Below are 14,968 nucleotides of genomic sequence, written 5' to 3'. Positions count from 1 at the left end.
ATCGAAATCCCCTCAATATGACGCTTTTTCATCAGCTTATCCTTTTTCGATTTTCTTTAGACTCGAATACAATATCCATGTCATAGTCTTCCGGATAAAGCATTTTACCTTCAATATGGAGCTTTAAACGCTTCTTATGGATGTAATGTTTTTTGTTTTCAACCATTACCCCATACTCACCAAGGTTATTCTCCAACTCGAATATAATCCCTGCTGCTTTTAGACTTGAAACAAACACACGGTCACCGATTTGAAAGACTTCCCCTTGAAGTACTTCATTCTTATGTGTTTTTACGTTCTGCCTCTTTACTCTCGATTTTGCTTCGTCCCTTAACCGTTCCAATTCTTCAGTTGTGGATAACATCGTTACTAACTCTTTGTCCACATGTGGATAACCTTTTTCTTGTGTCACATCTTGTGCACGGTGGATAATTTCCTGCTCCATTCCTAACTTCAAGGCGATCGCGAATGCCTGGCTTTTTCCCGCTTTACCAATAATTAAAGAATACATAGGCTGAAGTGTTTCTAAATCAAACTCCATTGATCCATTTTCAAAACCAGGTGTAACGGCAGCAAATTCTTTTATCTCACTATAATGAGTGGTCGCTAGAATCATGCTTCCTTTGCTGTACAATTTTTCAAGTATAGCTACTGCAAGACCCATACCTTCAGATGGATCGGTTCCTGCTCCTAGTTCATCTAAAATAACGAGATCCTGAGGTCCTGCATTCTTTAAAATCGAGATAATATTTGTCATATGCGAAGAAAATGTACTCAAAGACTGCTCGATGCTCTGTCCGTCTCCGATATCAACAAAAATTTCTCTAAATACTGCAAAAGAGCTACCTTCTCCCACAGGTACATGAAGACCTGACTGTACCATTAGCGTTAACAACCCTACGGTTTTGATCGCAACCGTTTTTCCACCAGTGTTTGGACCCGTGATGACAAGGGATTGATAATTCTCACCCAAATTAAAATGTAACGGGACGCATTTCTCACCGAGAAGCGGATGCTTTCCGGTTTGGATTCTAATCACGTTATCTTTGTTGATTTCCACACCTCTAGCATCCAGTACTCTGCTATATTTAGCTTTAGCAAAGATAAAATCATAATGGACCATCGTTTCAATCGTGATGTGTAACTCTCGCTCAAATCCGGCTACCATTCCGGTCAGTACTCCTAGTATCATTGAAATCTCGATCTCTTCTTCTGCTCGTAACATACTTATTTCTGTTTGCAGTTTACGTATATCGTTTGGTTCCATATATACGGTTGCTCCGCTAGAAGAACTATCGAGAATCTGGCCGGGGATGTTTCGTTTATATTTACTTTTTACTGGAATCACATAACGTCCATCTCTCATTGAAACGATTGGATCTTGCAGCATATCGCGATAAACCGCTGACTTCATCATGTTATCTAACTTCGATTTAATTCTTTCTTCTACCACTGCGATTTTTTTCCTGACTTTTAACAAAGCCTTACTTGCATGATCATCTACTCTGCCATTTCGAATACACCGATAGATTTCATCTTTTAAATCGCTTAAATCAAACATGGAATACGCATAGGTGGATACTGCCGGTGCTAAGAAATTCTTATCTTTCATAAAACGCTGCATTCTCGTGACATTTTCGAGCAAGCCGTAAATAAAAGTGAGCTGCTCTGGTGAAAGGTTTAACCCTTTTTTCGGTATTTCAAGCACCTGTTCCAACCCATTTAAATTAGCGATTGGAACGCTAGCACTTTTTCCAGAATCAGTTTAGCTTCAGTCGTATCTAGCATCCACGATTTAATTATTGATAAATCTGAAGAAGGTTCAAGTTTTTCAATCATTTCTTTCGTTGCGGCATTCATTGCGTATGAACTAAGGTTTTCTTTAATTTTGTTATATTCAAGCATATTAATGGTTTGTTTATTCAAGTGGATCTACCTCCAAAATTTTTTATAGCTTAAAACACGTGATTTTCTTTCAAATCTTTTGATATCCCCTCCTCTAAACAGAGGCCAGGAACGTGCCAATAAAAAAAGACAGAAATGAACATGTCATTTCTGCCTCATAGATAGACTTCACCCTAAAAAACTGCATAAAAAAATCGGCTCTTAAGTAGAGTCCGCAGCATCAAAGGAATGAGTATGATGGCTTGTATCTGACCGCTGTTCTTAACTAATGGTGGCAACAAAAGAGCATGACAAATAAACCGGGCAAACCGTTTCATTTTTTCTTTTGCATACCTGTATCCAATTTGTTTTAGTTAAGAACGACAACGCTCACAAACACACCATCCTTTCCACTGAATTACCCTCATCATATGTAATTGTTTTACAGTTGTCAACACAATAAAAGAGACCAGTTGAAAAACCGGTCTCTTTCCATTAGGCTGTTTTCGTATTCATTGTAGCTTTTGAAAGTATATAATTGGACAGATTATTGGCTGAAATGGACAGATTATGGTGCAGATTGGACAGATTTTGTGGCTAATCGGACAGATTAATTTTCGAATCAGACAGATTACCGTCACCATCAACAAACTACCTCTACATAGGGACAGTTTTAATCCGTAGACAGGCATATAAGTAGCGCGCAAACACCTCAAAGTGTGCTTACTGTCGACTTTTTAGAAAATACTGTCCACTTTTACACATTTACTGTCTACTTCGCCATTTTTATTGTCCACTTCCATTCACCACACACTTTTAGAAAACAGCCTTCCATTAAGACCTAATTGATTGATCTTTATCTTTTTTAATCTGCTTGCTTCTTAACTGGCCGCACGCAGCATCAATGTCTGTACCGTGCTCTTGACGAATTTTACAGTTGATGCCGTTTTTCTTAAGCGTGTCATAAAACGCCAGAACCGATTCTTGATCACTTCGCTGATACTGACTATGCTCATCCACTGGATTGTACGGGATAAGGTTTATATAGGTTTTCTTCTTTTTATCTTGGAAAAGAGCCGCAAGTTCCAACGCTTCTTCAATATGATCGTTAACATCTTTTAATAGGATATATTCAATCGTAATACGACGGTTTGTTTTCTCGATATAATAATTGATCGCATCCATTAGCTTTTCAACAGGAAAAGCTCGGTTGATCTTCATAATTCTTGTACGCAATTCATTGTTCGGTGCGTGAAGGGATAAAGCGAGATTTACAGGGATGTTCACATCTGCAAACTCGTACATTTTATTAACGATTCCACTAGTAGAGACCGTAATATGCCTCGAACCAATAGCAAGACCCTTTTGATCGATCATGATTTTCAAGAAGTCTACCATGTTCTCAAAGTTATCAAATGGTTCGCCGATTCCCATTACTACGATATGACTTACTTTTTCTCCCTCACCAACTGCGTCTAAATGATGCTGAACATTCATGATCTGCTCAACGATCTCGCCACTCGATAAGTCCCGTGTTTTTGTTAACAAGCCACTCGCACAGAAACTGCAGCCAATATTGCATCCTACTTGGGTCGTTACACACACAGATAAACCGTATTTATGTCTCATCAGTACCGTTTCGATCAAGTTACCGTCATTCAATTTAAATAAAAATTTAACCGTTCCATCTGATGCTTCTTGCTTAACGTGCTCACGAAGCGTTTGAATTGTGAAGTTTTCGTTTAATAGTTGAATACAATCGTCTTTGATATCGATCATTTCCGAAAAAGTGGTTACCCGCTCTCTATATAGATAGTTCCATACTTGTGATGCGCGAAATGGTTTATATCCATGCTGGCCAAGCCATGCTGTAAGCTGTTCAATCGTTAATCCATAAATGGAGTTTTTGTTCATCTAAAAGACCTCTTTTCAAAACCTTAAACTTATTCTTCTATACTACTGAAAACTGCCTCTTATCACAATGTTATAAGTATTTTCCCAACACCTTACAATTATTTTAGATTTTTGAGCATACTACATTAGAATTTTTTTTGCTTGTTTTATACACGTTTTATACTTCATTTTGCATAGATATAAGCCAATATGCCTATATAGGGTGTAATTTCCATTTACGAATGCATAAGAACCTGTAATAATAGATAAGCCGAAAACTTTTGACAATAATAAATATTTCAAAGTATTATATTTAATGAACTAAAGGAGGTTGTCTTATGTCAGACATCAATAGACAGAAAATTGTGGATAGTGTACCTCAAAAAGGCTTCTTTGGACATCCTAAAGGTCTTTTCACACTATTCTTCACAGAGTTTTGGGAGCGCTTTTCCTATTATGGAATGAGAGCCATCCTAATTTATTACATGTATTATGAAGTTTCCAAAGGTGGTTTAGGGATTGACCAAACCACTGCATTAGCTATTATGTCGATCTATGGTTCACTAGTATATATGTCTGGTGTCATTGGTGGTTGGTTAGCAGATAGAGTTTTTGGTACATCTAGAGCGTTATTCTATGGTGGTATTTTAATTATGATTGGACATATTGTCTTATCATTACCAGGCGATCTGACTATGTTATTCATTTCAATGGTCTTTATCGTTATTGGGACAGGCTTACTAAAACCTAACGTTTCAAGCGTTGTAGGTGACATGTATGCACCAGAAGATAATCGCCGAGATGCTGGTTTCAGTATTTTCTATATGGGTATTAACCTAGGTGCTTTCCTATCTCCATTAATTGTAGGAGAAGTTTCAAAAACGAGCTTCCATTTAGGATTTGGGATTGCTGCACTTGGTATGTTATTAGGACTAATTGTATTCGTCGTAACTAAGAAAAAAATCTAGGTCTTGCAGGTACTATTGTTCCTAACCCATTATCTCCTGCTGAGAAGAAAAAAGTATCATTAATCGTTGGTATTAGTGTGGTAGTGTTAGCTGTTATTCTAGGTACAACTATCCCTGCTGGTATCTTTACATTAGACGTATTTATTACCCTTGTTGGTATTTTCGGTATTACCATTCCGACAATCTACTTTATCGTTATGTACCGCAGCCCTAAAACGACGGCAACTGAGCGTTCAAGAATTATTGCTTATATCCCGTTATTTATTGCATCCGTTATGTTCTGGGCTATCCAAGAACAAGGTTCTACAATTCTTGCTGTATATGCAGACAAGCGTACAGACCTTGAATTTGCAGGTATCACCATTTCACCTGCTTGGTTCCAATCATTGAACCCATTGTTCATCATTGTTCTAGCGCCATTATTTGCTTGGATCTGGGTGAAGCTTGGTGACCGTCAACCGTCAGTACCTAAGAAATTTGCGTTAAGTTTATTATTTGCTGGATTATCATTCCTTGTTATTCTTCTGCCTGCATACTTTGGTGGCGAAGACTCACTAGTAAATCCATTATGGCTTGTTCTTAGTTATTTTATCGTTGTAATTGGTGAGCTTCTCTTGTCACCTGTAGGCCTATCTGCAACAACGAAACTTGCACCTGCTGCATTCTCTGCACAAACAATGAGCCTATGGTTCTTATCCAGTGCAGCTGCACAGGCAATTAACGCACAAATCGTTAAATTCTATACAGATAAAACGGAAATGATGTACTTTGGGGTAATTGGTGGAGTAGCCATTCTTCTAAGTCTTATCCTATTCATGCTAGCACCAAAGATTCAAGTGTTCATGAAAGGTGTTCGTTAATACAACATGCATAAAACCACTGATGTAATGGAACTTCCAATATGTCAGTGGTTTTTTCATTCATTCAAACGGTATAGCTTTTAATTCATCAAACCATGCAGCAGTCCAAGCAATGTAAAGATAACCAAATGATCTCCAATTGCAATGGTAAACGCGCGCTTTGTCATCAGACCAAAAAGTGTGTTTTTATAATAAACCATAGTAATCAATAATCCAATAATAAAACCGATCGTTACTCCTGAAGCCGCACGATCAGCTCCAACAGCTTGTACAAGTAAAGACACTATAAATGAACTGATAAATGCAACGACTACAGAAAACATATATTTAAATGGACCCGTATCTCCATTTTCTTTTTCTTACCGAGTAAAATAGAATAATAAATACCTCCATAAATCATATACAAAAGTCCTCCAGCTACAATAGCTGTTATGTTTAATCCTGTAACATTCAAACCCATTATTGGCCCCTCGTTATTTTGGTTCAATGGCTAGTGCAATAGCTTTAATCTTACTTTGCAGTGTTAACGTGTCTTGCTGCTGTTGAATCTCGATGAGTTCTACAGGGTTGCTTAAGTATTTATAGCCGCTTCTTGGCAGCCAATAGCTATACAATTCTGAGTAACATTCAATTAACAAATTTCGTTCTGAATAATCTACAGGCTCTACAAACTCATATACAACGTGTTTTCCCCCAGCAAATTCGCTGGCATCTTCTAAAGTAATTCCATTTTCCTCCTCATCCATTGTAATGTGACAATCGTATCGGCATTTTTCTGGCAATGTTATGTACGGATTGTTTCTTGGAATCCCAAGAAACATCGTGTTTGAATGAATAAGATCCCTTGATTCACACCATCGATAAACGTCTTCCCAATCCTGAGGAATCCCGTTCGTATACGGCCCTATATGGTGACTTTTTATTGTCGTTCTGTTAGGAAAATTTTCTATTCTTATATTCGCTAAATCCAGCCATCTAAACTCATTATAAGAAGAAGTGCTTTCTTTTTCTTTCGACGTGTTGCTTACTTGTTTAGATTTCTTGCTATCATGATATTCCCGCGGAAATCGGTCAAGATATGCTCCTTCTCTCCAGTTCTTCGGGCTAGTTTTAAAATACAATTGGAAAGAGTAAGTAAAATACGATAAAGAAGAAAAGCCGCACATAATAGCAATCTGGGTTACCGGGATATGATGTTCATAAATTAACAAGTGTGCCGCATTTTCTAATCGAGATCTCTTTACATAAGCAGCTGGCGTTTCACCAACAATAGCTTTAAACATCCTTTGAAAGTGAAAAGGTGAATATGTAGAAATGCTGGCCATTTTTTCTAATGAAAGAGGATCCTGTATATGCTGCTCGATATAATCTAACACTCTAAAAATATGTTTTCGCTGTTCTTTCTCATAAGTCATCTAGAAATTCCCCTTTTTTGTACGCAAGGTCTCATCCTTAAAGTATATACGAAATTCTATTATTACTTGTAAGTGTGTTTTTTTCTGGAATCCATTTTTTCTAAAATCGTTATTTGTCCAAGCATCTGAGACAAGCTTGCGTAAGATATGATAGAGAAGAAACAATAATCATTGACCTCTTCTCTGTAGTTCGCTTATAGAAGGGGTGTCTATAGTGAACGGATTATTACAAAGCCTTTTTGGTCCAAAGAAAAGAAAGAAATCTTGTAAGAAAAGACCAGCATAATGAGAAAAATGCTAGGAAAGCCGGGGATCTCCCCGGCTTTTGCTTTTTACTTTTGTTCGATAGCCTTTTTAGCTAGAGATAGGACGATATCCAAACCTTTTCAAGGACAAGCACATATAGTAAAAGCATGGGGGATTTTTTATGATCTAATAGCAGTTGCAGCACTTGCACCATCAATATAAAAGAATATCTTTTTCTATTTTTCATTACTATCTTCCCTTCGCAAAGTAATACAAGGGGGAATATATTTGTATATTCGTAAACGGGTTCCTGGTAAAGACGATCCTTTATTAGTTGATCTGGTAGTTAGTAACTTTCAAGTCCGCAGAGAAGTAATAGAGACGATTCTAAAAATGGCCAATGAAGTAATGGTTGTCTGTGATAGCAATGACCGCATTGCGGGTTTTGTTTGTTATCGGTTTAGAATTGGAAATATGATTTTTGTAGATTATGTTGTGTTAGATACAAAGCATCAAGGAAAAGGAATAGCCAGCTCCTTTCTTCCAGTCTTTGAAAACCACTTATTGAAACAAGGCATCCAGACTGTTTTTGGTACAGTGGACGAAGGCAACACCGATGCACTAAAAGTGTTTTTGCATTGGGGATTTAAGGTACAAGGACAAATCGGTTCAAGTATCGTTATCCAAAAGGAACTTGGCACTTCTAACTCTAATTCATTACCACGTGTTCGTTCTTCTTCAAATGTAAGAAAGTTGAATACTCCACCGTCACTTCGTCCATAAGTGTGACAGAAATCAGCAGACTTCGTCTAAAAGAGGTCTGCTTTTTTCATTGAACGTAAAAAGCTGACTCATGATTTGTACTAGACAATACCATTGAGTCAGCTAATATTATTTTAGAAAGAATAGATAAGTCTTTTGTTTTTACAGATCTGATAGATTCTGTTGTCTTCTCACCTTTTTAGGTGCTCTTGTGTGACCATTATTCGTGTTGAAGATCTCATCTATATATCTTTTATTCCAATCACTATTATAGTCTTGATCTGAGCAGATGCATCCGCTTAAATCGTATCGAAAAAGGCCGCAGTGCGGGCAGTTATTCAATCGTAATCCCCCTTAAATCAACATAGGATATTCTATGAAAATATAAGAGAGTTGGTAACGGCTATTGGACAAGATATTTTATCTATTTATTTACTCATCCATTCCGGCTTATGAAACTCTTCAAATTCACTCTGTATGACTTTTCTAAAGTCATCTGATTCTACTGCAGCTTTAAGATCTTTAGCGAGCTTCGAATTCTTATCTTTTTCTAGCACAACGATTCGATTAATGATTTCCTCAGGCAGTTTGTCTTTAACAAGGGCATCCTTCAGGTCCAGTCCTGAAGAGAGGGCAAAGTTTCCGTTTACTGCTGCCAAATCTACCGAGTCTAGCGTTCGAGGTGTTTGTGCAGCTTCTACGGGTTGAAATTTAAGGTTCTTTGGATTTTTTGTAACGTCTTTTTCAGATACTTTTAAAGGATTTGCAGAACCATCAATCTCAATTAAGCCGTTATCTCTTAGTACGGTCAATCCTCTCGCTAAGTTAGTTGGATCATTCGCTAAGGTAACCGTGCTTCCAGGCTTTATTTCATCTAATGATTTGTATTTCTTTGAGTAAATGCCGATCGGTGCAGTGGGCACTGTAATCACAGAAGCGAGTTTCATATTATTCTCTGCTCCAAATGCGTCCATATAAACTTTATGCTGAAAAAGGTTTGCGTCCAATGATCCGCTTTTCAATGAAATATTTGGTTGTACATAATCATTGAATTCTTTTACTTCAACGGTGTATCCCTTTTTCTCAAGATAAGGTTTTACCCCTTTTTCAAGCATGTCACTGTATGGAACGGTGGCACCTAATGTAATTTCCTTTTTTCATCTTCTCCTGATGCACCACAACCCGTTAGCAGTACGCTAATCAAGATCGCTACAATTAAAATTAATGGATATCTCTTCAATTTGTCTCTCTCCCCACTCTTCTAATTATTTACTTTCCGCAGAAGCTCGTCTGAATTTTGCCGCCGGATGGTCTTTTGGCAATAGAGGCTCCCCTTGAGAAAATAATTTTTCTCGGAGCGTACCTTTTTTGTAATCTTTTTGTAAAGTCCTCTCTCTTGAAGAACGGGTACAACCAACTCCACAAAAGATTCTAAATCGCCTGGTGTTACAAGATGATTTAGGTTGAACCCATCCACTCCAGACTCTTCAAACTGCGCTTGGATGCCATCTGCTACTTCTTCTGGGTTGCCGACGATAAAACTTCCTCTGTCCGGTGACTCAAAACGATTTAAGACTTCTCCTACCGTGAGCGGTTTAGGCGCATCGGTTGTAAGCATAGCTGCTTTATAATGTCCGCCTTCTGTTGATTTGTTGTATCCAAAAGGAAGGTCAGGATCTAACCCTTCATATTCAGCAATATCATAGCCGCTTGCGCCGTATTGTGCTTTTGCAGCATCGGCACTCCAAACGCTTGCATATGCTTTAAACTTTTCTTCTGCTTCCTCAGTTGTTACTCCGACCACCACGTTTAAGAATGAAAAGATTTTGATGTTTTCTGGGTTCCGTCCATGTTTTTTGCCCGCTCTCGGATGTCGTCCGCATAATAGCGGATTCTTTGTGGTGTAGGGCCGCCTACGAAGATGCACTCTGCATGCTTTGCTGCGAAATCTCGCCCCCGCTCTGATGTTCCTGCTTGATAGATGACTGGCGTTCTTTGCAGTGATGGTTCGCTTAAATGCGGTCCTTCAACTTTGAAATATTGTCCTTCGTGATTGATCTCATGAACTTTCTCAGGATCAACAAGCGTATTGGTTTCATGGTCCTCAATAAAAGCATCATCTTCCCAGCTGTTTTCCCAAAGCTTGTATGACACCTCTAAATATTCATCAGCGATGTTGTACCTCTCATCATGTTTGATCATATTCTCCAAACCAAAATTCCTCGCAGCATTCGGTAAGTAAGACGTGACCACATTCCAAGCAATCCGGCCTTTTGTTAAGTGATCAAGAGTAGAAAAGCGTCTCGCGTTGCCAAAAGGCTGTTCATACGTAGTACTAACCGTAACCGCAAAAGATAGATTTTCTGTAACACTCGCCATTGCAGATATAAGAAGCGCTGGATCATTCAGCGGCACTTGCAGTCCATCACGGACCGAAGGATGCTTGCTTTTTTATACACGTCATATATGCCAAGTACATCTGCAAAAAACACAGCATCAAACTTTCCTTTCTCTAGAAGTTTTGCGTATTCAATCCAATAATCCAGATCCTTATAGTTTCTATGTCTCTTGTTCTCCGGGTGCTTCCAAAGGCCATGAGAATTATGCATAGCACTTGTCATCTCAAACGCGTTAAACAATATTTCTTTACTCAAAATTGTTTCCTCCGTTACATAGAATTTTTTTGTACCCATCCCAAGAGAAAATAAAAAAACCTCTTCAAAATTAAGAAGAGGTTTAAAAATACGTGAAATAAACATACGTATAGGTCTCCTCTTATCTTTCAAGCCATTGCGCTTGCTGGAATTGGCACAGTACTAAAAATAGTTGTTGCCGAGGCTTCAAAGGGCCAGTCCCTCCACCTCTCTCGATAAGAAATCGATGATATTCAATTTAGTAACGAAATATACAGGAATACAAATAGCCTGTCAATGGAATTTAGAGAAATAAAATAATTTTCTTAACAATCAGTTTTTAGTTGACAGCGGTTTGCTTTATCCTCTATAGTGGTGACTAATAATTAAATATTGTATCTTATCAAGAGTCAGGGAGGAACTGGTCCTACGATCCTGCAGCAACCGCTTTTATTAAAAGAAAGGTGCTAATTCCAGCAGATGTTTTTGAATGTCTGATAGATGAGAGAGCGTGTTAGCACATGGAATCTACGTCCTCTTTCGTCTTTGAAAGAGGGCTTTTTTGTTTGTTTATCCTTTGCAGTCTTTGTGGGCGGTTGGTTTCCGTTTCAGGTTGCTTCGCTTTCCGCGGGGCGTGCGGTGAGCCACTTCGCGCTTCGCACCGGTAAGTGTCTCACCTGCCCACTCGTCCCGCAGGAGTCTCGCACCTTACACTCCAACCAACAAGACAATGAAGTTTTTAAGAACCATCCAGACATAAACAACTTACTGAAAAAACTATAGGAGGGAACCATGAGCATACCTTTGAGAAAAACCATCCAAAAAGATAGTTTTGAAGAAGCGATAAATACCGCACTAGCACTAAAAGAAGTTTTCAAGAAACGGGCAGAATTTGTAGATCGAGAAGGCGTTTTTCCTTATGAAAACTTTCAAGATCTTAAGAAACATGACTTTCTTTCTCTTACCATTCCACAAGAATATGGTGGTAAAGGGTTAAATCTAGTTGAATTCTTAACTATACAAGAGCACTTAGCTGAGGGAGATGCACCTACTGCCCTTTCTCTTGGGTGGCATTTGGGTACTCTTTTAGAGGCGGCAGAAAATCGTCATTGGAATGGAAACGCGTTCGCTGATCTTAGCCGGAAAATTGTTGAACAAAAAGCACTCATTAATTTGGCACAAACAGAGCGTGCGACAGGAAGTCCGTCTCGAGGGGGTATTCCTACTACAACAGCAGTTAAGAAAGCAGACGGATGGCTGATAAACGGAAGCAAAGCTTTTACTTCTATGGCAGAAGCCCTTGATTTCTCGGTCATTACTGCTACCATTTCTGAAACCAACCATAAAGGATTTTTCTTAGTGAATCATCGGGAAAAAGGGGTTTTTGTAAAAGAAACATGGGACAGCATCTCTATGAGAGGAACAAAAAGTGATGATCTCCTTTTAAAAGACGTTTATGTACCCGAGGAAAATCTTCTTGTCATAGAAGACGGGAAGAACATTATTCCTAAAGGCTGGTATCTTCAAGTTCCTGCTGTATACCTAGGCATCGCAAGAGGAGCGCGGAATTACGCGATTGAATTTGCATCAGAGTATAGCCCTAACACCTTATCAGGACCTATCTCAGAAGTACCAGAAGTGAGAAGAAAGATTGGCAAGATAGAACTTGAGTTATTTCAAGCAAGAACGATCCTTCACGCCGTTGCTGAAAAATGGGTAAACCACCCTGAACAACGTCATAATCTAGGTACCGAACTCGCTGCTGTTAAGCACTCTGTAACAAACAGCGCAAATAGAGTTGTTGATCTCGCGATGAGAATCGTTGGTGCTAGAAGTCTTTCTGTGCAAAATCCGCTTCAGCGGCACTTCCGAGATGTAAGAGCCGGTCTTCATAATCCGCCAACAGATGATGCCATCGTCTATTCGTTAGCGGATGCAGCGCTTAAATAAAAGAAGTCAACTGACAGATTCATGATAAACTCAATATTTTTTTGTATGATGAGTTTTAGATCACCATAGGTTATTATGGATACAATATATTTCCATATTAATCAATTCACAAAAGGTGGTTTACTCATGAGGGCGCTTCTTCAATTCACTTATTTACAAGCACTTTCTTGCATCTTTCCAGTCATCATCTTTGGTGCGTTAGCTCTTTCAAAATTCGTCAGCATTCCGTTCATCCCTCGATACGATTTCATACTCCTTCTTTGTCTCTTAACACAGGTTGCGATGATCGTAACGAAACTTGAAACGATAGATGAATTAAAAGTCATCTGTGTCTTTCACTTAATCGGTCTGGCTCTAGAATTATTTAAAGTTCATATGGGGTCTTGGAGCTATCCTGAAGAGGCATATTCTAAAATTTACGGAGTACCTCTTTACAGCGGTTTTATGTATGCTAGTGTTGCAAGCTATATTTGTCAGAGCTGGCGGAGGTTAGATCTTCAGATTAAGGGTTGGCCGAATCCTCTCTTTTCTTTTGGAATTTGTGTACTGATTTATTTAAACTTTTTTACCCATCATTACTTGTTCGATGCTAGATGGGTTCTGATTTTGCTTTTATTTCCTATCTTTTATAAGACAGTTGTTCATTATACGATCAACGAACGTGTTTATAAAATGCCGATCCTTCTTTCTTTTCTGTTGATTGGATTTTTTATCTGGATCGCAGAAAACATTACAACATTTCTTGGAGCCTGGCAGTATCCCAATCAGGAAGCTTCTTGGTCACTCGTTCATATTGGTAAGATCAGCTCCTGGTTCTTGCTCGTGATCATCAGTATCATTATCGTTGCACAATTAAAACGCATTAAAAGCCACCAAGACGATATTTTTACACATACAAAACACCTTTAAGCTGGCGGAAGCTTTCAGGTGTTTTTTCTTTGTTAAGCTCCTTCTCAAGAAATCTGCATGTTAAAGATGTCCTCTCCATAAGAATACAGAGATGACGTCTGAACCTTCTTATTGAGAGGAGCTCATCGTATGGATAATAACATTAAACATCAACAGCAACGAAGACAAATGCAGATTCCTCAGCCGATTCGCAGTGATGGTGCGGGTGCGACCGACTTAGGACCTCGCGACATTATGCGTGACATACAAAATCCAGACATGCTAGTCCCTCCTGTAACAGATGCAGGAACCATTCCGAACTTACGATTTTCTTATTCTGACACCCACATGCAGTTAAATCATGGTGGCTGGTCTAGAGAAATTACCGTTCGCGAGCTTCCCATTGCTAAAACCCTTGCTGGTGTGAATATGCGTTTGACTCCTGGAGGTGTGAGGGAACTGCATTGGCACCAAGAAGCGGAATGGGCTTATATGATATTAGGTCGTGCTCGCATTACTTCGGTTGATCAAAACGGCAGGAATTTTATCGCGGATGTTGGTGAAGGCGATCTTTGGTACTTCCCTCCTGGCATTCCTCATTCGATTCAAGGACTTGAAGAAGGCTGTGAGTTTTTACTCGTATTCGATGATGGAAATTTTTCAGATCTTAGTACATTTTCTATTTCAGATTGGTTTGCACATACACCGAAAGAAGTTCTTTCAGCAAACTTCGGTATACCCGAGAGCGCATTTGCTAACATCCCGACTGAACAACGTTATATTTATCAGTCTACCGTTCCGGGTCCGATTGAAACACAAGCCGTACCCGATCCATATGGAACTGTCCCGTTAAGCTTCACTCACCGTTTAATGGCTCAGAAACCGATCGTTACACCCGGAGGTACCGTTCGTATCGTAGATTCTACCAACTTCCCAATCTCACAGAGAATTGCTGCTGCTTTAGTAGAAATAAAACCTGGCGGTATGAGAGAGCTGCATTGGCATCCGAATAATGACGAGTGGCAATATTATTTAGCCGGTCAAGGGCGGATGACCGCTTTCGCTGGGAATGGTACAGCTAGAACTTTCGACGTCCGAGCGGGTGATGTTGGTTATGTTCCGTTTGCATTCGGTCATTATGTACAAAATACAGGAAATAAGAGTTTATGGTTTTTAGAGATCTTTAAGAGTGATCGTTTTGAAGATGTATCGTTGAATCAATGGATGGCATTAACACCTAAAGAGATTGTGCAAACAAATTTAAATGCAAGTTCTGAGCTAATGAATTCACTTAGAAAAGAAAAATGGCCCGTGGTTAAGTATGTTTAGTCGTTGAAAAAAATCTGCTAAATACCGTAGAAGGTGGGAACCCGTCACCTTCTTTTTTTATTGTTTCATGTGAAACATTAATAAAATAACTCTTGCACTACAATGAATACACGTAAAGAGCGAGCAATCCTAGGGTAATG

The 14,968-nt window shown here is 38.9% G+C and carries 11 protein-coding genes, 2 pseudogenes and 2 riboswitches; of the genes and pseudogenes, 5 read left to right on the top strand and 8 right to left on the bottom strand.

The genetic code is table 11. From position 1 onward, the window contains the following. Positions 1 to 31: 31 nt before the first annotated feature. From ACEWFH_RS02155 to rlmN, 3 genes are all read right to left on the bottom strand, one after another. The gene (locus ACEWFH_RS02155) at positions 32 to 1,708 is read right to left on the bottom strand and encodes an endonuclease MutS2 (RefSeq protein WP_473725921.1); all 1,677 of its coding nucleotides are present in this window, start codon (positions 1,706 to 1,708) and stop codon (positions 32 to 34) included. Between the two features lie 14 nt (positions 1,709 to 1,722). Further along, the gene (locus ACEWFH_RS02150) at positions 1,723 to 1,926 is read right to left on the bottom strand and encodes a hypothetical protein (protein ID WP_473725920.1); all 204 of its coding nucleotides are present in this window, start codon (positions 1,924 to 1,926) and stop codon (positions 1,723 to 1,725) included. Positions 1,927 to 2,718: 792 nt separating this feature from the next. Beyond that, complete coding sequence (gene rlmN, locus ACEWFH_RS02145) at positions 2,719 to 3,798, bottom strand: dual-specificity RNA methyltransferase RlmN (RefSeq protein WP_473725919.1); 1,080 nt, start codon at positions 3,796 to 3,798, stop codon at positions 2,719 to 2,721. 317 nt (positions 3,799 to 4,115) lie between these two features. On the opposite strand from rlmN, the pseudogene ACEWFH_RS02140 reads away from it, so the two are divergent. Next, positions 4,116 to 5,605, top strand: a pseudogene (locus ACEWFH_RS02140) (peptide MFS transporter). Positions 5,606 to 5,685: 80 nt separating this feature from the next. On the opposite strand, the gene ACEWFH_RS02135 reads toward ACEWFH_RS02140, so the two are convergent. Together ACEWFH_RS02135 and ACEWFH_RS02130 are read right to left on the bottom strand one after the other, a co-directional pair. Further along, entirely contained in the window at positions 5,686 to 5,928 is a 243-nt protein-coding gene (locus ACEWFH_RS02135; protein WP_473725918.1) for a hypothetical protein, read from the bottom strand. A 150-nt stretch (positions 5,929 to 6,078) separates the two neighbouring features. Then, positions 6,079 to 7,020, bottom strand: coding sequence for an AraC family transcriptional regulator (locus ACEWFH_RS02130; RefSeq protein ID WP_473725917.1), 942 nt, complete (start codon positions 7,018 to 7,020; stop codon positions 6,079 to 6,081). A gap of 534 nt (positions 7,021 to 7,554) precedes the next feature. Between ACEWFH_RS02130 and ACEWFH_RS02125 the strand changes: the two genes are divergently transcribed. After that, entirely contained in the window at positions 7,555 to 8,049 is a 495-nt protein-coding gene (locus ACEWFH_RS02125; RefSeq protein WP_473725916.1) for a GNAT family N-acetyltransferase, read from the top strand. Positions 8,050 to 8,190: 141 nt separating this feature from the next. Here ACEWFH_RS02125 and ACEWFH_RS02120 read toward each other — a convergent pair whose 3' ends face one another. The 3 genes and pseudogenes from ACEWFH_RS02120 to ACEWFH_RS02110 form a co-directional block, all read right to left on the bottom strand. Continuing rightward, positions 8,191 to 8,370 carry a hypothetical protein gene (locus ACEWFH_RS02120; protein ID WP_473725915.1) on the bottom strand — a complete coding sequence of 60 codons (180 nt, stop codon included), beginning with the start codon at positions 8,368 to 8,370 and terminating at the stop codon, positions 8,191 to 8,193. A gap of 86 nt (positions 8,371 to 8,456) precedes the next feature. After that, on the bottom strand, positions 8,457 to 9,143 hold the full coding sequence (locus tag ACEWFH_RS02115; protein WP_473725914.1) for a MetQ/NlpA family ABC transporter substrate-binding protein: 687 nt from the start codon (positions 9,141 to 9,143) through the stop codon (positions 8,457 to 8,459). Between the two features lie 150 nt (positions 9,144 to 9,293). After that, positions 9,294 to 10,721: pseudogene (locus tag ACEWFH_RS02110) on the bottom strand (LLM class flavin-dependent oxidoreductase). Positions 10,722 to 10,800: 79 nt separating this feature from the next. Then, a riboswitch (SAM riboswitch) is annotated at positions 10,801 to 10,904 on the bottom strand. A 154-nt stretch (positions 10,905 to 11,058) separates the two neighbouring features. After that, positions 11,059 to 11,169, top strand: a riboswitch (SAM riboswitch). 284 nt (positions 11,170 to 11,453) lie between these two features. Here ACEWFH_RS02110 and ACEWFH_RS02105 point away from each other — a divergent pair. The 3 genes from ACEWFH_RS02105 to ACEWFH_RS02095 all read left to right on the top strand — a co-directional run bounded on the left by ACEWFH_RS02105 (position 11,454) and on the right by ACEWFH_RS02095 (position 14,828). After that, complete coding sequence (locus tag ACEWFH_RS02105) at positions 11,454 to 12,611, top strand: acyl-CoA dehydrogenase family protein (protein ID WP_473725913.1); 1,158 nt, start codon at positions 11,454 to 11,456, stop codon at positions 12,609 to 12,611. A 126-nt stretch (positions 12,612 to 12,737) separates the two neighbouring features. Then, complete coding sequence (locus tag ACEWFH_RS02100; protein ID WP_473725912.1) at positions 12,738 to 13,520, top strand: DUF817 domain-containing protein; 783 nt, start codon at positions 12,738 to 12,740, stop codon at positions 13,518 to 13,520. 129 nt (positions 13,521 to 13,649) lie between these two features. Beyond that, on the top strand, positions 13,650 to 14,828 hold the full coding sequence (locus tag ACEWFH_RS02095; protein WP_473725911.1) for an oxalate decarboxylase family bicupin: 1,179 nt from the start codon (positions 13,650 to 13,652) through the stop codon (positions 14,826 to 14,828). Positions 14,829 to 14,968 lie beyond the last annotated feature (140 nt).

The organism is Fictibacillus sp. EA-CB0309, from assembly GCF_055814265.1.
Note: the sequence above shows the minus strand (reverse complement) of the source record. Positions and strands in the feature narration are given on the sequence as shown.

Bases quoted from the DNA above. Each gene is read 5' to 3' on its own strand.
- rlmN (WP_473725919.1), bottom strand. From the start codon at position 3,798: ATGAACAAAAACTCCATTTATGGATTAACGATTGAACAGCTTACAGCA.
- ACEWFH_RS02135 (WP_473725918.1), bottom strand. From the start codon at position 5,928: ATGTTTTCTGTAGTCGTTGCATTTATCAGTTCATTTATAGTGTCTTTA.
- ACEWFH_RS02130 (WP_473725917.1), bottom strand. From the start codon at position 7,020: ATGACTTATGAGAAAGAACAGCGAAAACATATTTTTAGAGTGTTAGAT.
- ACEWFH_RS02115 (WP_473725914.1), bottom strand. From the start codon at position 9,143: ATGCTTGAAAAAGGGGTAAAACCTTATCTTGAGAAAAAGGGATACACC.
- ACEWFH_RS02105 (WP_473725913.1), top strand. From the start codon at position 11,454: ATGAGCATACCTTTGAGAAAAACCATCCAAAAAGATAGTTTTGAAGAA.
- ACEWFH_RS02100 (WP_473725912.1), top strand. From the start codon at position 12,738: ATGAGGGCGCTTCTTCAATTCACTTATTTACAAGCACTTTCTTGCATC.
- ACEWFH_RS02095 (WP_473725911.1), top strand. From the start codon at position 13,650: ATGGATAATAACATTAAACATCAACAGCAACGAAGACAAATGCAGATT.